Annotated in this window: 15 protein-coding genes and 1 tRNA gene; 8 read left to right on the top strand and 8 right to left on the bottom strand. The window is 66.7% G+C overall.

The genetic code is table 11. The annotated features are described in order from the left end of the window. Window positions 1-36: 36 nt before the first annotated feature. From selD to fdnG, 8 genes are all read right to left on the bottom strand, one after another. On the bottom strand, window positions 37-1,116 hold the full coding sequence (gene selD / locus AC5P7U_RS20360; protein ID WP_006466663.1) for a selenide, water dikinase SelD: 1,080 nt from the start codon (window positions 1,114-1,116) through the stop codon (window positions 37-39). 26 nt (window positions 1,117-1,142) lie between these two features. Continuing rightward, window positions 1,143-1,238, bottom strand: a tRNA-Sec gene (locus tag AC5P7U_RS20355). A gap of 24 nt (window positions 1,239-1,262) precedes the next feature. After that, window positions 1,263-3,194, bottom strand: a complete 1,932-nt coding sequence (gene selB, locus AC5P7U_RS20350; protein ID WP_495221411.1) for a selenocysteine-specific translation elongation factor — start codon at window positions 3,192-3,194, stop codon at window positions 1,263-1,265. Beyond that, on the bottom strand, window positions 3,191-4,609 hold the full coding sequence (selA, locus tag AC5P7U_RS20345) for an L-seryl-tRNA(Sec) selenium transferase (protein ID WP_495221410.1): 1,419 nt from the start codon (window positions 4,607-4,609) through the stop codon (window positions 3,191-3,193). Before selA ends, selB begins: the two co-directional genes overlap by 4 nt. A 4-nt stretch (window positions 4,610-4,613) precedes the next feature. Further along, complete coding sequence (fdhE, locus tag AC5P7U_RS20340) at window positions 4,614-5,597, bottom strand: formate dehydrogenase accessory protein FdhE (protein ID WP_308308859.1); 984 nt, start codon at window positions 5,595-5,597, stop codon at window positions 4,614-4,616. A 213-nt stretch (window positions 5,598-5,810) separates the two neighbouring features. Then, on the bottom strand, window positions 5,811-6,458 hold the full coding sequence (locus AC5P7U_RS20335) for a formate dehydrogenase subunit gamma (protein WP_006466573.1): 648 nt from the start codon (window positions 6,456-6,458) through the stop codon (window positions 5,811-5,813). Beyond that, window positions 6,455-7,372 (bottom strand): formate dehydrogenase subunit beta, encoded by a 918-nt coding sequence (gene fdxH, locus AC5P7U_RS20330; protein ID WP_495221409.1) that lies wholly within the window; start codon window positions 7,370-7,372, stop codon window positions 6,455-6,457. Before fdxH ends, AC5P7U_RS20335 begins: the two co-directional genes overlap by 4 nt. A gap of 10 nt (window positions 7,373-7,382) precedes the next feature. Further along, entirely contained in the window at window positions 7,383-10,451 is a 3,069-nt protein-coding gene (gene fdnG / locus AC5P7U_RS20325) for a formate dehydrogenase-N subunit alpha (protein WP_495221408.1), read from the bottom strand. 293 nt (window positions 10,452-10,744) lie between these two features. Here fdnG and gmk point away from each other — a divergent pair, with 293 nt between their 5' ends. The 8 genes from gmk to AC5P7U_RS20285 all read left to right on the top strand — a co-directional run bounded on the left by gmk (window position 10,745) and on the right by AC5P7U_RS20285 (window position 20,007). Next, window positions 10,745-11,410: a guanylate kinase gene (gmk, locus tag AC5P7U_RS20320; RefSeq protein ID WP_006466566.1), complete on the top strand. Its 666-nt coding sequence runs from the start codon at window positions 10,745-10,747 to the stop codon at window positions 11,408-11,410. A 110-nt stretch (window positions 11,411-11,520) separates the two neighbouring features. After that, a complete protein-coding gene (rpoZ, locus tag AC5P7U_RS20315) occupies window positions 11,521-11,820 on the top strand; it encodes a DNA-directed RNA polymerase subunit omega (protein WP_005410877.1) in 300 nt (99 codons plus the stop codon). Window positions 11,821-11,925: 105 nt separating this feature from the next. Continuing rightward, on the top strand, window positions 11,926-14,088 hold the full coding sequence (locus AC5P7U_RS20310; RefSeq protein WP_006466563.1) for a RelA/SpoT family protein: 2,163 nt from the start codon (window positions 11,926-11,928) through the stop codon (window positions 14,086-14,088). 136 nt (window positions 14,089-14,224) lie between these two features. Next, window positions 14,225-14,611 (top strand): RidA family protein, encoded by a 387-nt coding sequence (locus AC5P7U_RS20305; RefSeq protein WP_005410875.1) that lies wholly within the window; start codon window positions 14,225-14,227, stop codon window positions 14,609-14,611. Between the two features lie 7 nt (window positions 14,612-14,618). Further along, the gene (gene recG, locus AC5P7U_RS20300) at window positions 14,619-16,730 is read left to right on the top strand and encodes an ATP-dependent DNA helicase RecG (protein ID WP_495221407.1); all 2,112 of its coding nucleotides are present in this window, start codon (window positions 14,619-14,621) and stop codon (window positions 16,728-16,730) included. Window positions 16,731-17,163: 433 nt separating this feature from the next. Continuing rightward, window positions 17,164-18,102, top strand: coding sequence for a nucleoside hydrolase (locus AC5P7U_RS20295; RefSeq protein ID WP_495221405.1), 939 nt, complete (start codon window positions 17,164-17,166; stop codon window positions 18,100-18,102). An 88-nt stretch (window positions 18,103-18,190) separates the two neighbouring features. After that, window positions 18,191-18,433 (top strand): type B 50S ribosomal protein L31, encoded by a 243-nt coding sequence (locus AC5P7U_RS20290; RefSeq protein ID WP_005410871.1) that lies wholly within the window; start codon window positions 18,191-18,193, stop codon window positions 18,431-18,433. 296 nt (window positions 18,434-18,729) lie between these two features. Further along, the gene (locus tag AC5P7U_RS20285) at window positions 18,730-20,007 is read left to right on the top strand and encodes a citrate synthase (protein ID WP_006466260.1); all 1,278 of its coding nucleotides are present in this window, start codon (window positions 18,730-18,732) and stop codon (window positions 20,005-20,007) included. Window positions 20,008-20,290 lie beyond the last annotated feature (283 nt).

The raw sequence follows: 20,290 nt of genomic DNA, 5'->3' as shown, positions 1-20,290 counted from the left end.
AGGGGCGCCTTCGGGCGCCCTTCTTCGGTCCGCCGCTCAGGCCACGCTGACGCCCGGCGCTCCCGCGTTCAGGCGGCCCACCACGGCTGCCTGGGCGAACCCCGCATCGTGGAAGCAGGCGAGCACCGCATCCACCGCTTCCGGTGCACACGACACCAGCAGGCCGCCGCTGGTCTGCGGATCGGTCAGCAATGGCTGCCAGTGCGCCGCCATGCCATCGGCGAACTGCACCTCGGCGCCATACGAGGCCCAGTTGCGGCCGGAGGCGCCGGTCACGCAGCCACGCTGCAGCAACGCCAGGGCCTGTGGCAGCATCGGCACCTGTGCACTGTCCACCTCGGCGGCCACGCCGCTGGCGCGGCACACTTCCAGCAGATGGCCGAGCAGGCCGAAACCGGTGACGTCGGTCATCGCGTGCACGCCGTCCAATGCGGCCAGCGGCACGCCAACGCTGTTCAGGCGGGTAGTGGAATCGAGCATCTGCCGGTAACCGTCGGCATCCAGTACGTCCTTCTTCAGTGCCGATGAGTACACGCCCACGCCCAATGGCTTGCCCAGCACCAGCACGTCGCCGGCGCGTGCATCGGCATTGCGCTTGAGCCGCTGCGGGTCGAGCACGCCGATCGCGGCCAGGCCGTAGATGGGCTCCACCGAATCGATGCTGTGGCCGCCGGCAACCACGATGCCGGCAGCGGCGCAGGCGCGTTCACCACCCTGCAGAATGCCGCGGATGGTGTCCTGTGGCAGCACGTTGATCGGCATGCCGACGATGGCCAGCGCGAACAGTGGCCGCGCGCCCATCGCATACAGGTCCGACAATGCATTGGTCGCAGCGATGCGGCCGAAGTCGAACGGGTCGTCGACGATCGGCATGAAGAAATCGGTGGTGGCGACGATCGCCTGGCGATCATCGAGGCGATACACCGCTGCGTCGTCGCTGGTCTCACGCCCGACCAGCAGTTCGGCCGGCGCGGCAAGTGCCGGAATCCCACGCAGCAACTCGGAAAGCACCCCCGGCGCGATCTTGCAGCCGCAACCACCGCCATGGGCCAGCGAGGTCAGGCGTTGCGGGGCATCGGCGGGTGAAGGGGCGGGGGACTGCGCGTGCGTGGCCATGCCGACATCTCCTGCGGAAACACCAATGGCGGAAGGCAGCAGGAGTCGAACCTACCAGGGAACGATCGACGCCCCCTACTGGGTTTGAAGCCCAGCCGCATGCCCGGATGCGCATGCCTTCCGAAAGTACGGCGATGCCGGTGTGCTCAACCGTTGGGGGCGTTCCATTGCAGATCGCCGCGCGGCCGATGCTGGTCACCGACGCGTCGAGTGTAGCCAACGCGATTGAAGAACTCCAAGATCTGGATGCTGCGCTTGCGGCCCAGGCCGATGGCATCGCGGAAGGCGGCCGCATCCACGGTGCCCGTGGCCTGTGACAGCTGCGCGATGATCGCAGCGAGTTCGGCGATGCGGGCCGGTGCATAGAACAGGTCCGGTACCACCTGGAACAGTTCGCCGCGCGCTGCCGCCCTGCGCAGGATGGCGCGGACATCGTCTTCGGCGAGGCCAAGCCCGTCGGCAAGGGTACGCACCCACGGCGGATCGAAACCGCCGGTGTGCAGCTGTGGCAGCACGCGTTCGAGCAGCTGGCGTTCGCGTTCCGGTGGTGCGTGGTCGTGGCCGGGCAGGCGCCACCAGGCCCCCACGCGCTGCACGCTGCCGCGGTCGAGCAGATCCTGCAGCAGGGCGTTCCAGAGGCTCGCCGCCAGTGCAGGAAGGGTGCTGCGCTGCAGGCGTCCGCTGTCGACACCGGGTTCGTCCGGTCGTCGTTCGTGCCAACCCCGCAGCGAGGTGATCACCTGCTCGCCAAGCGCCTGCCAGTGCCGGGCGAGGACGATCACCGTGTCATCCCGTGTGTTGATGCGCCGCGCGTCCGCGGGCAGGTCGATGCGGTCGGCGGCACGTCGGCAGTAGCGTTGCAGGGCAGTGGCGGGAATGCCGGCAGGCGCCTGTTGCAGTAGCGGGCCAGGCCCGGCTCCCGCCGCCAGTTGCTCCAGCGCCGCCAGCCACGCAAGCCGGCCCGGGCTGCGCCGTCGCCGTTGCGGCGGCTCCGGGTCAAGCACGATGCCGCCTCCCAACGTATGGGTGGCCGCCGAGTCGCGGGCGATGAAACGGTCGCCGCACATCGCGCAGACCGGTACATCGAACACCAGCTGCACGAGCTGCCCGTTGCCGTGGTCATGATCCTCCAGCAGCACAACATGGGCCTGCCGGTGCATCGTGCCCCAGTGGATGTGCAGGGGCGCCCGGTCGCGCAGCGGCGGCGCCAGCGCGGAAAGCCGCAGGCGCACGTCGACCCGGGTGGTGGCCCGCATCGCACGCGGATCGGCAACCCAGTCGCCACGATTGATGTCGTCGCGGGCGATGGCCGCCAGGTTCAGTGCGCAGCGCTGACCGGCCATCGCATGCTCGCTGGCCTGGTTCTGCGCATGGATGCTGCGCACGCGCACGTCGGTGGCCGCCGGCATCAGCTGCAGGTGCTCGCCTGCCGCGGCGATGCCGCCATGCACCGCGCCGGTCACCAGCGTGCCGTGCCCGGCCAGCGAGAACACGCGGTCCACCGGCATGCGGAACAGTTCGCGGCGCAGCGCATCCTGGCGTGCGTTGGCATCGCACGCGGCCCATGCGTGCAGGTGGGCGCGCAACGCATCGATGCCTGCATCCTCGGGCGCGGTGCTGTTGCAGGCAAACACAGGGGAATCCTGCAGCGGCGTGCCGGCCAGCAGCGCGGCGATCTCGATCTTGACCCGGTCGATGCGCGCGGCATCCACGCGGTCGATCTTGGTCAGTGCCACCACGCCGCGATCCACGCCCAGCAGCTGCAGGATCGCCAGGTGCTCACGGGTCTGCGGCATCACCCCATCGTCGGCAGCGACCACCAGCAGGGCGACGTCGATGCCGGTGGCGCCGGCCACCATCGTGTGCACGAAGCGTTCGTGGCCCGGCACATCCACGAAGCCCAGCGTTGTGGCGGGGCCCTGCGCGTCGGTGCCTTCAAGGGGCACGTATGCGTAGCCCAGCTCGATGGAGATGCCGCGCGTGCGTTCTTCCTGCAGGCGGTCGGTCTCGATGCCGGTCAGGGCGCGTACCAGGCTCGTCTTGCCATGGTCGATATGCCCGGCGGTGCCGACGATCATGCCTGCAGGGTGCTCCATTGGGCGAGGAAGTCCGCTTCGTCGGCAGGTTCCAGGCAACGCAGGTCCAGCCACAGCGCATCATCGGCGATGCGACCCAGTATCGGCCGAGGCAGCTGGCGCAGGCGCGTGGCCAGGCGATCCAGACCGCCACGACGGGCTGATGTGATCCGCAGCCCGGCGCTGGCCAGCTGCGCCTGCGGTTGCGCGCCGCTGCCAATCTGGCTGTGCATCGGTGCCGGTTCAACGTTGTAGTCGGCCGTCATCGCGGACCGCATCGGCGGCAGCAGGCGCTGCGCCTGTGCGTCGATATCCTGTTGCGTGCGCGACAGCAGCCGCAGGGTCGGCAGCCGTTGCGCCAGGTATTCCGGTTCGCGGTACAGAGCCAGCACTGCCTCCAGCGCGGCCAGGCCCATCTTGTCCATGCGCAGTGCCCGCTTCAGTGGGTTGCGGTTGATCCGCGCAATCAGGTCGGCGCGGCCGGCGATGATGCCGGCCTGCGGCCCGCCCAGCAGCTTGTCGCCACTGAATGAAACCAGATCGGCACCGGCGGCAAGTGCGTCCTGCACGGTCGGCTCGTGCGGCAGGCCGAAGGTGGCCAGATCACACAGGCTGCCACTGCCCAGGTCCACTGCCAGCGGCAACCCATGCTGGTGCGCGATGGCGGCCATCGCCGCGGTGTCCACCTTGGCGGTGAAACCCGTGATCGCGTAGTTGCTGGCATGCACCTCCATCAGCAACGCGGTGCGGGCGCCGATGGCGCTGGCGAAGTCGGCCGGATGGGTGCGGTTGGTGGTGCCTACTTCCAGCAGCCGTGCCCCGGCGCTACGCATCACATCAGGAATGCGGAAGGCGCCGCCAATCTCGACCAGCTCGCCGCGTGAGACCACCACCTCGCGGCGGTTGGCCAGGCTGTTGAGCAGCAGCAGGACCGCCGCCGCATTGTTGTTGACCACGGTGGCGGCTTCGGCGCCGGTCAGCTCGCAGACCAGCGCCTGCACCCGTGCATCGCGGTCGCCACGGCGGCCGCGGCTGATGTCGAATTCCAGATCGATCGGCACGGTCATCGCACGGGTGACCGCGTGCACGGCGGTTTCGGGCAACAGGGCGCGGCCGAGGTTGGTGTGCAACACGGTGCCGGTCAGGTTGAACATCGGCTGCAGGTCGAGCCGCGCATCGGCGGTGATTGCGGCGTCGAGCGCCGCGACCAGCGCCGGGCCTTCAATGGCCTGGTGCAACTGCTCGGCCGATAGCTGCGCGGCACTGATGCGCTCACGCAGCGCCTGCAGATGTACGCGCAACAACTGGGTGATGCGGCTGCGGCCGTGGCCCTCGATCAGTGCTCCCAAGGCCGGCAGGCGCAGCAGCCGGTCCAGCGAGGGCAGGGCAGCGGCCGATGCCGGGGTCGTGGCTGTCATCGCCTCAATCGCCGTCGGATTGCCACAGCAGCGGATTCTGGCTGGCGCGCACATAGCCTTCCTCGCCCAGCAGCAGGTCCAGCGACAGCGTGCCGAGATCATCGGCGACCGGTTCCAGCGCCGGGTCCTTCTCCAGATACAGGATCTTGCGGTAGCTGTGGCAGTGATCGCAGGTCTCGGCACGTACGGCGCTTTCACGTACGGCTTCGCCGCTGTCGCCGTCCACATCGGCCAGAGCGCGGTAGGCGATGTCCTTGCCGGCGGCGCCACACTGGCTGCACTGCACGCGCACATAGTGCCACTGGCAGGCGCACAGCGAGCACGACAGGTAGCGGTAGGAGGCGTAGGGCGGCCGTGCCTGCACCACGCTGGCCACCGGCAGCGTGCCGCACAGCGGGCACAGCCCCGGCGCATCGGCCAGCGGTTTCAGGTCGGTGGGGCGGAAGCTGTCGGCCAGCACCGCCCAGTACACCTGCAGCGCGTTCATCACCAGCAGCGCAGCCACCGCATCCAGCGAAGGCGCGTCATCACGCTCCAGCACCGCATGCGCCTGTGCATCGAGCCATGCGTCATCGGCAGCGGCAACGCGCTGCAGTTCCTGCCGGGTTTCCGCCGGCAGCCCGGCCTCATCGGCACAGTGCCGGCACAAGGTGCGCAACCAGTCGCGCCAGTGCCCATCCAGCTGCAGCGTGTTGGCCGGCCGCAACGGCATCCCAGCGCCGGCTGCTGCACTCGATTGCTGGGAACGCGCCTGCGCCTGCAGGGTCTCGCGTTGCTGCGGCGTCAACTCGTCCAGCAGCGACTGCTGCGCATCGGCCAGGGCCGCCAGCAGCTGCAGATAGCCGCCGATGGCGCTGTGCGCAGCCAGGCTGCGCAATCGCGCCGCACGTCCGGCGAACAGCGACGCGGTATCGGGCAGGATGATGCGCGGAACATCGCGCGAGGCCAGCGTCTCGATCTCACCGGGTTCAAGGATGCGTTGCGCCATGCCGGGCCAGCCAGAAGAACCAGCCTCCATCCTCGCCGTTGTCGGCGCTGGCGTCCAGCGTGTTCAGGCAACGCAGTCGAGCATGGCTCGACGCTACAAAAGCCGATTTCGATCATTGCCGTTCATTGTGTCGGCCAAGGTCGACACCCGCCATCCCACGGAGAGCCGCTGTTGCTGTGGCTTGCAGCGGGTGCAGGGCCGCAGGCCCTGCCACTAACCCTCTTCCCGCCGCCCGCGCAGGATGTCCCGGAACCATTGCCGGTGATGCTTGTACGCCCACCCGTAGGTCACCTTGCCCTGGGTCATCGCCCGCACCGAACCCTTGATCCAGATCGCCGCATAGATGTGCACCACGATCGCGCACACCAGCACCCAGCCGAACAGCGCATGGGCCAGCACCGAGAAACGGATCACCCCGATCGGGAAGAAGTGGCTGAAGTACTGCCGCCAGATCACGAAGCCGGTCAGCAGCAGCGCCGACAGGCAACCGATGATGGCCCAGAACAACAACTTCTGGCCGGCATTGAAGCGGCCCACCGGCGGCAGTTTCTCGTCCTCGTTGCGCAGCACATCGCGCATGCCGCGCAGCCACGCGCGGTCGTCGGCAGTGGGCAGGTTGTCGCGCCACATGCGGAAGGCCAGCAAGGCGAAGCCGATCACCATGGCCAGGCCGATGAACGGGTGCAGGATGCGCGTCCACGGCCCGCCGCCGAACAGCTGGGTCAACGGAAACAGGGCGGGGTGGAACAGCGCCAGCCCGGAAAGCGCGGTCAGCACGAAGCAGATCGCCACGATCCAGTGGTTGATGCGGGTCGGCGCGCGGTAGCGGATGATCTGCCGCGGGTGCGGTGCGTACTTCATGGCCGCTGCTCCTCTTCGATCTTCTTCGCCTCGTGCTCGGCCGCTTCCTCTTCCTCGTCGTTCACCGTGTTGCGGCCGATGCCGATGTAATGCAGGAAGCCGACAAAGGCGGTAGCGGCAATGGCCAGCACGCCCAGCGGCTTGGCCACGCCCTTCCACACTTCCACCATCGGGCTGATGCGCGGGTCCCTGGGCAGGTCGGCGTACAGCTCGGGCTTGTCGACGTGCTGCAGCACGTACATCACGTGGGTGCCGCCGACGCCCTGCGGGTCATACAAGCCGGCGTTCTCGTAGCCGCGTGATTTCAGGTCCTCCACGCGGCCGGCGGCATGCTCGGTCATCGCCTGCTTGCTGCCGAAGGTGATCGCACCGGTCGGGCAGGTCTTCACGCAGGCCGGCTCCTGGCCCACCGCCACGCGGTCCGAGCACAGCGTGCACTTGTAGGCCTTGTGGTCCTTCTTGGAAATGCGCGGGACGTCGAACGGGCAGCCGGTGACGCAGTAGCCGCAGCCGATGCAGTTCTCTTCCTGGAAATCGACGATGCCGTTGGCGTACTGGATGATCGCGCCCGGCGACGGGCAGGCCTTCAGGCAACCCGGATCACTGCAGTGCATGCAGCCTTCCTTGCGGATCAGCCATTCCAGCTTGCCTTTCTCGTCCTCGTACTCGCGGAACTTCATCACCGTCCACGACTGTTCACTCAGGTCGGGCGGGTTGTCATAGCTGCCGACGCAGCTGCCGACCTCGTCGCGCAGGTCGTTCCACTCCATGCAGGCAACCTGGCAGGCCTTGCAGCCGATGCACTTGCTTACATCGATCAGCTTGGCGACCTGGCCGGTGTGCGCACCACGCGCCTCCGGTGAGGGCGTGGTGGTGGCCGAGCGGAGGATGATGTCCAGCGATTGCAGTGACATGGCGTGTCTCCTACACCTTCTCGACCTTGACCAGGATGCACTTCGATTCGGGCGTCTGCGAGTTGCCGTCACCGATGGCGTTGGTCAGCGTATTGGCGATGTAGCCGGGCTTGGCCGCACCGAGGAAACCCCAGTGGATCGGCACGCCTACCTGGTGCACGGTGCGGCCATCGATCTGCAGGGCCTTGATGCGTTTGGTCACCATCGCCACCGCTTCGATGTGGCCACGCTTGGAACTGACCCGCACGCGGCTGCCGTTGTTGATGCCCAGTTCGTCGGCCAATGCCGCGCCGATCTCGACGAACTGCTCGGGCTGGATGATGGCATTGAGCTTGCCGTGCTTGGTCCAGAAGTGGAAATGCTCGGTCAGGCGGTAGGTGGTGGCCACATGCGGGAACTCGTCCGGCGAACCGATCTGTGCGCGGTCGCTGGCGAACACCCGCGCCGCCGGGTTGTTCAGTGTCAGCGCCTGGCCGGGGCTGAGCGGGTTGCTGCGCAGCGGTGTATCGAACGGCTCGTAATGCTCGGGGAACGGGCCCTCGGCCATGCCGGCCTTGGCGAAGAAGCGGGCGATGCCTTCGGGGTTCATGATGAACGGCCCCATGCCGCCGGCCGGATCTTCGTCGGCCTTGAAGTCGGGCACGTCCACGCTGCCCCAGTTCTTGCCGTTCCACGCCAGCAGCGTGCGTCGCGGGTCGAATGGCTGGCCGGCCACATCGCACGAGGCGCGGTTGTACATCACGCGGCGGTTGGCCGGCCACGCCCAGGCCCAGCCCAGCGTATTGCCGATGCCGGTCGGGTCGCCGTTGTCACGCCGCGCCATCATGTTGCCCGTCGGGCCCCAGGCGCCGATGTAGATCCAGCAGCCCGACGAGGTGCTGCCGTCGTCGCGCAGGTCGCCGAACGCGGCCAGCTGCTCGCCGGCCTTGCGCACCAGCCTGGTCGGGTCCTTGGGATCGAACACGTCCACCAGTGCCTTGCCGTTGTATTCCATCGCCAGTTCTTCCGGCGTCGGCACCTCCGGGTTGGAATACTTCCAGGCCAGATCGCGCACCGGCTCCCACCATGCGCCGCCGTCCTTCTCGTACATCGCCTTGATGCGATGGAACAGCTCGGACATGATCTCGATGTCGCTGCGCGCTTCGCCCGGCGGGTTGGCGCCCTTCCAGTGCCACTGCAGCCAGCGCGAGGAGTTCACCACCGCGCCGTTCTCCTCGGCGAAGGAGGTGGTCGGCAGGCGGAACACTTCGGTCTGGATGGCGCGGGGATCGACATCGTTCAGCGCGCCGTGGTTCTGCCAGAAGGCAATCGTCTCGGTTTCCAGCGGGTCCATGCTGACCATGAACTTCAGCTTGGAGAACGCGCTGATCAGCTTGCCCTTGTTCGGCGCAGAGGCCAGCGGGTTGAAGCCCTGGCAGATGTAACCGTGGATCTTGCCTTCGTTCATCAGCTCGTACGCCTGCAGCATGTCGTACGGCTTGTCGAGCTTGGGCAGGTAATCGAAGCACCAGTTGTTGTCGGCGGTGGCGGCGTCGCCCCACCACGATTTCATCAGGCTGACGTGGAACTTCGGATAGTTCTGCCAGAACGACATCTGGTTGGCGCGCAGCGGTTTCTGCGTGCGCTTGGCGATGTAGGCGTCGTAGTCCTGTTCGTCCTGTTTCGGCAACGTCAGGTAGCCGGGCAGCAGGTCGGACATCAGGCCGATGTCGGTAAGGCCCTGGATGTTGGAATGCCCACGCAGCGCATTCATGCCGCCGCCAGCCACGCCGATGTTGCCCAGCAGCAGCTGCACCATGGTGCCGGCACGCACGTTCTGCGCGCCCACCGAGTGCTGCGTCCAGCCCAGCGCGTACAGGATGGTCATCGCCTTGTCCTTGCCGGCGGTGGACGCGATCATGTCCCAGACCTGGCGGATGCTGTCGGCCGGCGTACCGCAGATGCGTTCGACCATCTCCACGGTGTAGCGCGCGTAGTGCTGCTTGAGCAGCGTGTAGACGCAGCGCGGGTCCTTCAGCGTCGGGTCGCTGCGCACGAAGCCATCATCACCGTAGACGTAGTCCCAGCTGGAACGGTCGTAGCTGCGCTTCTCTTCGTTGTAGCCCGAATACAGGCCATCCTTGAAGGCGAATTCGTCCTTCACCAGGAACGACATGTCGGTGTAGTTCAGCACGTACTCGTGCTGGATGCGGTCCTCGGTCAACAGGTAGTTGATCAGGCCGCCCAGGAACACGATGTCGGTGCCGGTACGGATCGGCGCATACACGTCGGCCACCGCGGCCGAGCGGTTGAAGCGCGGGTCGACCACGATCAGGCGGGCCTTGTTGTGTGCCTTGGCTTCAGTCACCCATTTGAAGCCGCACGGGTGTGCCTCGGCGGCATTGCCACCCATGATCAGGATCAGGTCGGCATTCTTGATGTCGACCCAATGATTCGTCATCGCACCACGGCCTAGCGTCGGGGCAAGACCTGCCACCGTCGGGCCGTGTCAGACACGTGCCTGGTTGTCGAATGCCAGCATGCCGAGGGAGCGCACGACCTTGTGGGTCAGCACCGCGGTTTCATTGCTGGTGGCCGAGGCTGCCAGCATGCCGGTGGTCAGCCAGCGGTTGACCGTCTGCCCGGCCTCGTTCTTCTCTACGAAGTTGGCGTCGCGGTCTTCCTTCATCAGCCGCGCGATGCGGTCCAGCGCATCGTCCCAGCTCAGCCGCTTCCACTCGTTCGAGCCCGGTGCGCGGTACTCGGGGTAGAGCAGGCGCGACTTGCTGTGGATGATGTCGGCCAGGCCGGCACCCTTCGGGCACAGTGTGCCGCGGTTGACCGGATGGTCCGGGTCGCCTTCGATATGGAAGATGCTCGGCTCGGCGTTCTTGGCACCATCGCCGAGGCTGTACATCAGGATGCCGCAGGCCACCGAACAGTACGTACAGGTGTTGCGGGTCTCGGTCGCGCGGGTCAGCTTGTACTGCCGGACCTCCGCGAGTGCGATGCCGGGCGCGAAGCCCATCAATGCCAGGCTGGAGCCCACCAGGGTTGTCCCGGTGACCTTCAGGAACCGGCGGCGACTCATCGAGGGCATGCCGTTCTCCTTGGATGGCGGGGCGGCACGCAGACCACCCGGCTGTCGGTAGGTACGGCCCGGTTATAGCACAGGCCCCCGGATGCCCATGTGGCACAAGGTCCGGCCGCCTCGCCAAGGGGCGCGAAAAGGGGCGGCTCTGGTAAAGTTGCGTGCCCGCACCCCGGGGAGCCGTCTGCCGGGCCTGGTTCCAGGATGTTCCGTGCAGCCTCCGCCGTCCTGGCGCGATCCTCCGCGCCGGATCTGGAACATCGAGGAAAAATTTTGCGAAATCAACCAGTTGGGTTCCGTGCATGAGCGCCCCGTCACCTTCGTCGGACGCCGTCGCGCGCGGCACGCTGTACATCGTTGCCGCCCCCTCCGGCGCCGGCAAGAGCAGCATCGTCAACGCCACGCTGGCGCGTGATCCGCAGATCGCCCTGTCGATTTCCTTCACTTCGCGTGCGATGCGCCCGGGTGAAGTGAACGGCCAGCACTACCACTTCGTCAGTGCCGAAAAGTTCGAGCAGATGATCGCCGCCGGCGATTTCTTCGAGCATGCCTGGGTGCACGGCGACTGGAAGGGCACCGCCCGGCAGTCCGTGGAACCGCAGCTGGCCGCCGGCCAGGACGTGCTGCTGGAAATCGACTGGCAGGGCGCGCAGCAGGTGCGCCAGCTGGTGCCGGGCACGGTCACCGTGTTCATCCTGCCGCCGTCCAAGCAGGCGTTGCAGGACCGCATGCGCAAGCGCGGCCAGGACAGCGAGGCGGTCATCGCCCAGCGCCTGGGCGCGGCGCGTGACGAGATGCTGCACTTCAACGAGTTCGACTACGTGATCGTCAACGAGGTGTTCGACACCGCCGTGGACGAGCTGTGCGCCATCTTCACCGCCAGCCGCCTGCGTCGGGAGGCCCAGAAGGTCCGCCACGCCGGCCTGATCCAGGCCCTGTTGACCCCCGATCCGGGCGCAACTGACTGATTCCAAAAGAATCGGGTGGGGGTTGGCTTGATTTTGTCCAGCCCCTGCCAGTACACTCCGTCCCCTTTCCCTCATTCGACTGAGCGGCCGACCGGTCGCCGGGAGCCCGTATGGCCCGCATCACCGTAGAAGATTGCCTGGAAGTCGTTAACAACCGTTTCGAACTGGTCATGATGGCTTCCAAGCGTGCCCGCCAGCTCGCCAACGGCGTGCAGGCCACGCTGGACAACAGCGAGACCGAGGACAAGCCGACCGTGCTGGCGCTGCGCGAAATCGCTGCCCGCAAGATCGACAACGCGCTGATCGACGAAGTCGAGAAGGCCGAGCGTGAGCGCGCCGAGCGCGAAGCGCTGGAGTGGGCCGCAGCGGAAGTGGTCGCCGACGAAGACATGTCCAAGAACGACGATTGATCGCATCGATCAGAGTCATTGCTGGATAGCCGAACAGCCCGCCCCGCGCGGGCTGTTTCGCATTCAGGATTTGCCGTAAACGTCGCGCTGGAATAGGCTTCGGGCATGAACCCAGGCCCCACTGCCAAGGTCGCCGCAGCCGCCACTGCCGCCGTACCCGACTACGTCCTCCAGCTTGAACGCGCCGCCCACTACCTGCCGCCGGAGCAGCTGCCGCTGCTGCGCCGTGCCTGGGAAGTCGGATCCGCCGCGCACGCTGGGCAGACGCGCAAGTCGGGCGAGCCCTATATCACCCATCCGGTGGCCGTGGCCCAGGTGCTGGCCGAGCTGGGCCTGGACGTGGAAGCACTGATCGCCGCGATCCTGCACGACACCATCGAAGACACCCCGCTGACCCGTGAGGAACTGGCCTCGGAGTTCGGCGAAGCCGTGGCCGAACTGGTCGACGGCGTGACCAAGCTGGACAAGCTGAAGTTCCGCGACCGCCAGGAAGCGGCCGCCGAGAGCTTCCGCAAGATGCTGCTGGCGATGTCGCGCGACCTGCGCGTGATCATGATCAAGCTGGCCGACCGCCTGCACAACATGCGCACGCTGGGTGCGCAGAGCCGCGAGGCACGCGGCCGCATCGCCCGCGAGACGCTCGAGATCTACGCACCGATCGCGCAGCGCCTGGGCATGAGCCTGGTCAAGAGCGAACTGCAGAACCTCGGGTTCAAGGCGCTGTATCCGTGGCGCCACGCGATCATCGAAAAACACATCCGCAGCCAGCCGGTGGTGCGCCGCGAAGCGATGGCGCAGGTGGAAGTGCAGTTGTCGCAGCGCCTGGCCAAGGAAGGGATCGAGCATCGGCTGATCAGCCGCATCAAGACCCCGTGGAGCATCTACAACAAGATGCGCGACGAGAACAAATCCTTCGACCAGGTGATGGACGTGTTCGGCTTCCGCCTGGTCGTGCGCAGCGTGCCCAGCTGTTACCACGCGCTGGGTTCGGTGCATGCCACCTTCAAGCCGCTGGATGGCCGCTTCCGCGATTTCATCGCCATTCCCAAGGCCAACGGTTACCAGTCGCTGCATACCGTGCTGTTCGGACCGTATGGCTCGCCGATCGAAGTGCAGATCCGCACCGAAGAGATGGACCTGATCGCCGAACGCGGCGTGGCCGCGCACTGGACCTACAAGTTCGGCGGTGATTCGCCCAACAGCGCGCAGAGCCGTGCGCATGCCTGGATCGTCGAGCTGATCGATTCGCAGCGCGCCGCCGGTTCCTCGCTGGAGTTCCTCGACAACGTCAAGGTCGACCTGTTCCCGGACGAGGTCTACCTGTTCACCCCGAAGGGCAAGATCCTGGCCCTGCCGCGCAACTCCACCGCGCTCGATTTCGCCTATGCCGTGCATACCGATGTCGGCAACATGGCGGTGGCCTCGCGGGTGGACAAGAAGCTGGTGCCGCTGCGCACCAAGCTGGTGTCGGGCCAGTCGGTGGAAATCATCACCGCACGCTCGGCCACGCCGAAACCGCAGTGGCTGGAGTTCGTGGTCACCAGCAAGGCACGCACCGCCATCCGCCACCAGCTCAAGCAGCTGGAACACGAAGATGCCGTGCAGCTGGGCCATCGCATGCTCGACCGTGCGCTGGAAGCCATGGATTCCTCGCTGGAGCGGCTGCCGAAGGGGCGCCTGGACGCGTTCCTGGCCGAGCACCGCTTCCCGCGCCTGGAGGCCCTGCTGGCCGAAGTCGCGCTGGGCAACTGGATGCCGACCCAGGCTGCGCAGGCGCTGATGGCCTACGCCGAACTGCGCGGTGGCCCGCATTCGCGCCACCACTCGCAGGAAAAGATCCTGATCAACGGCAGCGAACGCGGCGTGGTCACCTTCGCCGGCTGCTGCCAGCCGATTCCCGGCGACGAGATCATGGGCTACCACACCGCCGGCAAGGGCATCGTGGTGCACCGCATGGACTGCCCGAACCTGGCCGAACTGCGCAAGTCGCCCGAGCGCTGGGTGCCGATCGGCTGGGACACCACGGTCTCCGGCGACTACGACACTTCGCTGGTGGTGGAAGTGGAGAACGGCACCGGCGTGCTGGCGCAGCTGGCGGCCGCGATCGCCCAGAGCCACTCCAACATCGAGCGCGTGGACTACCTGGACCGCGACTTCAATGCCGCCGTGCTGGCGTTCAACATCCAGGTGCGCGACCGCAACCACCTGGCCGAAGTGATGCGCCGCCTGCGCCGCCTGTCGGTCGTGCAGTCGGTGCGCCGGCAATAACGCGAACCTGGTAGTGCCGGCCGCTGGCCGGCAACTTCGCGGTGCTTCCGACGTTCATGAGGTTGCCGGCCAGCGGCCGGCACTACCGGGTTGCTACAATTGCCGCTCTGTTTTCCCCCAAGCTCCGGAGCGACCCATGTCCCGCCAGATCATCAACACCGAAAAGGCTCCCGCCGCCATCGGCCCGTACTCGCAGGCCGTGCGTGCCGGCAACACCGTGTACTTCTCCGGCCAGATCCCGCTCGACCCGGCTACCGGCGACATCGTCGGCGCCGGTGACGTCGAAGCCCAGGCCCGTCGCGCCTTCGACAACCTCAAGGCCGTGGCCGAAGCCGCTGGCGGCTCGCTGGACAAGGTCGTGCGCCTGGGCCTGTACCTGACCGATCTGGGCGAGTTCGCCAAGGTCAACGCGGTCATGCAGGACTACTTCCAGGCGCCGTACCCGGCCCGTTCCACCATCGAAGTGTCCGGCCTGCCGAAGGGCGCCAACTTCGAGGTCGACGCGGTGATGGTCATCGACTGACCGCCACGTGGCACGCAAGGCGGCGGTCACCCCGGTCCTGTCACCGTCCGGCGAAGCATCCCTGGCGATGCTCGCTGGCGTGGGCCCGGCCGTGGCCGCCAAACTGCAGGCGCGTGGCTTGGCCACCCTGCAGGATCTCTGGCTTCACCTGCCGCTGCGCTATGAAGACCGCACCCGGCTGACCCGCATCGAAGACCTGCGCAACGGCGTGCCGGCGCAGGTGGAAGGGCGGGTGGTCGCGGTCGAACGCGGCATGCGCTACCGGCCGATGCTGAAGGTAGCGGTGGAGGACGAAGGGCAGGGCACCCTGGTGCTGCGCTTCTTCCATTTCCGCCAGCAGCAGGTCGGCCAGTTCGCGGTCGGCAACCGGCTGCGCTGCTTCGGCACGCCCAAGCCCGGCCATCTCGGCCTGGAGATCGTCCACCCCAGCTACCAGGTGCTGGGCCGCAATGATGATCCCGAACTCGGCGACCGCCTCGACCCGGTGTATCCCACTGTCGATGGCGTTGGCCCGATGACGATGCGCAAGCTGATCGGCCAGGCCCTGGATCGCCTGCCCGAGGAAAGCACGCTGGAACTGCTGCCCAGCGGTTGGCTGGATGGTCTCGGCCTGCCGTCGCTGCGCAGCGCGTTGCTGACCGTGCACCGGCCGCCGCCGGATGCCGACCTGGCCGCACTGGCCGCAGGCACCCATCCGGCGCAACGTCGCCTGGCGATGGAAGAGCTGCTGGCGCACCACCTCAGCCTGCGTCGCCAGCGCATCGCATTGCAGGCGCATCACGCGCCGCCGCTGGCCGGCCCCGGCACGCTGGCCAAGGCACTTCTGAAGCAGCTGCCGTTCGCGCTGACCGGTGCGCAGGCACGCGTGTTCAAGCAGATCCGCGAAGACCTGTCGCGGCCCAGCCCGATGCTGCGGCTGGTGCAGGGCGACGTCGGTTCCGGCAAGACCGTGGTTGCCGCGCTGGCGGCGATGCTGGCGGTGGAGCAGGGCAAGCAGGTCGCATTGGCCGCGCCCACCGAACTGCTGGCCGAACAGCATCTCAACAACCTGCGCGGCTGGCTGGAACCGCTTGGCGTGCGCATCGCCTGGCTGGCCGGCAAGGTCACCGGCAAGGCGCGCGCCAAGGTGATGGAACAGGTCGCCAACGGCGAGGCGCAGGTGGTGGTCGGTACCCACGCGCTGATGCAGGACGCGGTGGTGTTCCAGGACCTGGCCCTGGCCATCGTCGATGAGCAGCACCGCTTCGGCGTGCACCAACGCCTGGCCCTGCGCGACAAGGGCGCGGGCGGCAACAGCGTGCCGCACCAGTTGGTGATGACCGCAACGCCGATTCCACGCACGCTGGCGATGTCCGAATACGCGGATCTGGACGTGTCGGCCATCGACGAACTGCCGCCTGGCCGCACCCCGGTGCAGACCGTGGCACTCAACAACGACCGTCGTCCCGAGCTGATCGAGCGCATCGCGCTGGCCTGCCGGGAAGGGCGGCAGGTGTACTGGGTGTGCACGCTCATCGAGGAAAGCGAAGAGCTGGATGCAACGCCCGCGCAGGCCACCTACGAATCGCTGCAGGCGCTGCTGCCGGGTGTGCGCGTCGGGCTGGTGCATGGCCGCCTGAAGGCGGCCGAGAAGCTGGCGACGATGGTGGCGTTCAAGGCCGGCGAGATCGACCTGCTGGTGGCGACCACCGTCATCGAAGTGGGCGTGGACGTACCCAATGCCTCGCTGATGGTGATCGAGAACGCCGAGCGGCTGGGCCTGGCCCAGCTGCACCAGCTGCGTGGCCGTGTCGGCCGCGGTTCGGCCGTGTCGCGCTGCGTGCTGCTGTACCAGGCGCCGCTCTCGCAGATGGCGCGCGAGCGTCTGCAGACCATGCGCGAAACCAACGATGGTTTCGTCATCGCCGAGAAGGACCTGGAGCTGCGCGGCCCCGGCGAACTGCTCGGCACCCGCCAGACCGGACTGGCCGGATTCCGCATTGCCGACCTGGCCCGCGACGCCGGCCTGCTGCCCGGCGTGCACGACCTCGCCGAACGCCTGCTGGCCCAGCAACCCGCACTGGCCGACCGCGTGGTGCAGCGCTGGATCGGCACCGCCGTGCGCTACGCCTCGGCGTAATGCCGCCTTGGTGGGTGTGGACCTTGGCCCAGACATCCACGCTGCGCGCGTGAGTCGAGCATGGCTCGACTCTACAGAGAGCCTTTTCGACCAATCCATGGAAGTGTCGACCAAGGTCGACACCTACCAACAGCAGCGTGTCGACCAAGGTCGACACCCACCAGCAGCAGAAATCTGTCGAAGGCGGGGTGGGTCCGGTTGCGGGGGCGTGAGCCGCATGGATGCGGCGACCGAGCTTACATGGACGTACTTGCAGCGTCCCCCGCAACCGGACCCACCCCGCCATCCCCCAGGAAACCAGCTTTTGCCGTTGCTCTGGCGTTTGCCGTTGATTCGGCAGGTGCAGGGCGCAGCCCTGCCGAACCCCAACCCCCGTACTTGCAACGGTCATCATCCCGGTCCACACTTCGTTGCCGATCTGAAGACGGCAACGATGACCCACAAGATCCCCCTGTTGATCGACACCGACCCCGGTGTGGACGACGCCCTGGCCCTGCTGATGGCCTTTGCCGATGAACGGCATGACGTGGTCGCCCTGACCATCGCCGCCGGCAATGTCGGCCTGCAGTACACCGTCCGCAACGCCCTCAAGCTCTGCGACATCGTTGGCCGCGCCGACGTGCCGGTGTTTGCCGGCAGCCCGGATCCGCTGCTGCATCCCTCCGTCGACGCTGCCCACGTACATGGCCGTGACGGTTACGGCGATGTGGACCTGCCGCCGCCGAGCCGCCAGGCCGAAGCCGAGCACGCTGCGCTGGCCATCCTGCGCCTGTCGCACGAGCACGCCGGCGAACTGATGCTGGTGATGCTCGGCCCGCTGACCAACCTGGCGCTGGCGCTGAAGCTGGACCCGACCCTGCCCCAGCGCATCAAGCGCATCGTGGTGATGGGCGGCGCGGTCACCTGCCACGGCAACATCACCCCGGCCGCCGAGTTCAACATCGCGTTCGATCCGGAAGCGGCGCATGTGGTGTTCACCTCGTTCAGGCACCTGCTGGTATCGGACTGGGAAGCCACCGTCGCCCACGGCCTGCCCCTGCAGGACGCCGAGAAGTGGCTGCAGGCCGATTCCGATCGCGCCCGATTCTACGAGCTGATCTCGCGCAAGACCCGTGGCCTGTCCGAAGACAGCAAGGGTGGCCGCTGGTACACCGCCGACGCGGTGGCCATGGCCTGGGCGTTGAACCCGGAAGGGCAGTTGCAGGTCGAGTCGCGGCCGCTGAACGTGGAACTGAACGGCACGTTCAGCCGCGGTGCCACCATCGTCGACTGGAACCGCCAGACCGGCCAGCCGGACAACTGCGATCTGCTGATGGCCTACGACCAGCAGCGTTTCGAGGCCCTGGTACGCCAGGCCCTGGGCGCGGACTGAGGTCGATGTCCCGGTACCGGTTGCCCCGGGCGGCAACCGGTGCTTATAATGCCGCTCTTGACCACCAGCCCATTTACGGTGTGAGCCCATGAAGGCCGATATCCATCCGAACTACCGCGACGTCGTCTTCCATGACGTCACCTCCGATTTCAAGATCCTGACCCGCTCGACCATGGCGACGAAGGAAACCATCCAGTGGGAAGACGGCAACGAATACCCGCTGGTCAAGGTTGAAATTTCCTCGGCTTCGCACCCGTTCTACACGGGCAAGCACAAGGTCATCGACACCTCGGGCCGTATCGACAAGTTCCAGAAGCGCTACGCGCGCTGATCTGTCGATCCAGCTTCGAACCGACGGCCGCGCTCTGCGCGGCCGTTTGTTTTTCCCCAACGCCTGCCCAACGGGCGTTTGGATGGACGGAACACTGCGTTCGTGTGACAACGCTTTTGCCGATCCGGGCCGCTCAATGGCCGGGTTCTGGCCGCCTGTCGTCTACGACTTCTGTCTAGCGCCGGGCAAATGCTGCTGTGCGATAATGGCGTGATCCCCGGCACAGGCCGAGGACGTCATTCACGTGCCTGACCAATGCGCTTGGGCAGGCGCCTTCCCATGAAGGAGCGCACACAGTGTCCGATCTTGATCAGGTCACGCTCAACGCCGGCGATAAGTCCGTCGTTCTGCCCGTCATCAAACCCACCCTTGGCAACGACTGCGTCGACATCGCGAAGCTGACCAAGGAAACGGGGTATTTCACCTACGATTCCGGCTTCACCGCGACGGCCAGCTGCAAGTCCGCCATCACCTACATCGACGGCGACAAGGGCGTGCTGCTGTATCGCGGCTACCCGATCGAACAGCTGTCGGAAAAGTCGAGCTACGTCGAAGTGGCCTACCTGCTGATCAACGGCGAGCGCCCGAGCGCCGAGCAGCTGAAGGCCTTCACCGACGAGCTGGCGGCCGAAGCCAATGTTGATGAGTCGATCAACACCCTGATCGGCAGCTTCGCCAAGGATGCCCACCCGATGGCCATCCTGACCGCCGCCATCGCGCAGCTGTCGGGTATCTACCACGCCTCGCTGGACCTGTCCGACGCCGAACAGCGCCGCCAGGCTGCCGTGCGCCTGATCGCCAAGGTGCCGACCCTGTCGGCGCTGATCTACCGCCACGGCAAGGGCCTGCCGGCCAACAAGCCGGACACCTCGCTGGATTACGTCAGCCGCTTCCTGAAGCAGACCTTCGAGTCGGCCGACGGCCAGTACGAGCTGAACCAGGACGTGGTCAAGGCGCTGGACCTGCTGTTCATCCTGCATGCCGACCACGAGCAGAACGCGTCGACCTCGACCGTGCGCCTGGTCGGTTCGACCGGTGCCAACCCGTATGCGTCGGTCGCTGCGGGCGTCACCGCGCTGTGGGGTCCGGCCCACGGCGGTGCCAACGAAGCCGTGCTGAAGATGCTGGAAGAAATCGGCACTGCCGACAACGTCGAGTCCGCCGTGCTCAAGGCCAAGGACAAGACCTCCGGCTTCCGCCTGATGGGCTTCGGCCACCGCGTCTACAAGAACTTCGACCCGCGCGCCAAGGTCATCGGTGAGATGACCGGCAAGGTGCTCAAGCAGCTGGGCGTGCAGGATCCGCTGCTGGACGTGGCCGTGAAGCTGGAACAGGCCGCGCTGCAGGACGAATACTTCGTCGCCCGCAAGCTGTACCCGAACGTCGATTTCTACAGCGGCATCATCTACAAGGCGCTGCAGATCCCGACCGAAATGTTCACCGTCATGTTCGCCCTGGGCCGTACCTCCGGCTGGGTGTCGCATTGGCTGGAACAGCAGGTCGATCCGGAAATGAAGATCGGCCGTCCGCGCCAGGTCTACACCGGCAGCGACGTGCGCGACTACCAGGGCTGATCGCCCGCAGTAGGTTGTGCTGAAGACGCCCCGCATCCGCGGGGCGTTTTTTTTTGCCTGGCGTTGGTAGGTGCCAACCTTGGTTGGCACGCTTTCGGCCCAAACCATCCACGCATGGCGTGGATCTACCGATGCCCACGCTTTGGTAGGTGCCAACCTTGGTTGGCACGCTTTCCGCGCAAACCATCCACGCATGGCGTGGATCTACCGATGCCCACGCTCTGGTAGGTGCCAACCTTGGTTGGCACGCTTTCCGCGCAAACCATCCACGCATGGCGTGGAT

The sequence above is a fragment of the Stenotrophomonas sp. YJH_SMC_57 genome, from assembly GCF_059369755.1.
The sequence above is the reverse complement of the archived record's forward strand: the minus strand, read 5'-3'. Positions and strand labels throughout refer to the sequence as shown.

What these genes read in the sequence shown, in the direction of transcription:
- gmk (WP_006466566.1), top strand. Translation starts at nt 10,745, where the DNA reads ATGAGCGCCCCGTCACCTTCGTCGGACGCCGTCGCGCGCGGCACGCTG.
- selD (WP_006466663.1), bottom strand. Translation starts at nt 1,116, where the DNA reads ATGGCCACGCACGCGCAGTCCCCCGCCCCTTCACCCGCCGATGCCCCG.
- AC5P7U_RS20335 (WP_006466573.1), bottom strand. Translation starts at nt 6,458, where the DNA reads ATGAAGTACGCACCGCACCCGCGGCAGATCATCCGCTACCGCGCGCCG.
- fdxH (WP_495221409.1), bottom strand. Translation starts at nt 7,372, where the DNA reads ATGTCACTGCAATCGCTGGACATCATCCTCCGCTCGGCCACCACCACG.
- AC5P7U_RS20290 (WP_005410871.1), top strand. Translation starts at nt 18,191, where the DNA reads ATGAAGGCCGATATCCATCCGAACTACCGCGACGTCGTCTTCCATGAC.
- rpoZ (WP_005410877.1), top strand. Translation starts at nt 11,521, where the DNA reads ATGGCCCGCATCACCGTAGAAGATTGCCTGGAAGTCGTTAACAACCGT.
- selA (WP_495221410.1), bottom strand. Translation starts at nt 4,609, where the DNA reads ATGACAGCCACGACCCCGGCATCGGCCGCTGCCCTGCCCTCGCTGGAC.
- selB (WP_495221411.1), bottom strand. Translation starts at nt 3,194, where the DNA reads ATGATCGTCGGCACCGCCGGGCATATCGACCATGGCAAGACGAGCCTG.
- fdhE (WP_308308859.1), bottom strand. Translation starts at nt 5,597, where the DNA reads ATGGCGCAACGCATCCTTGAACCCGGTGAGATCGAGACGCTGGCCTCG.
- AC5P7U_RS20295 (WP_495221405.1), top strand. Translation starts at nt 17,164, where the DNA reads ATGACCCACAAGATCCCCCTGTTGATCGACACCGACCCCGGTGTGGAC.
- AC5P7U_RS20305 (WP_005410875.1), top strand. Translation starts at nt 14,225, where the DNA reads ATGTCCCGCCAGATCATCAACACCGAAAAGGCTCCCGCCGCCATCGGC.
- AC5P7U_RS20310 (WP_006466563.1), top strand. Translation starts at nt 11,926, where the DNA reads ATGAACCCAGGCCCCACTGCCAAGGTCGCCGCAGCCGCCACTGCCGCC.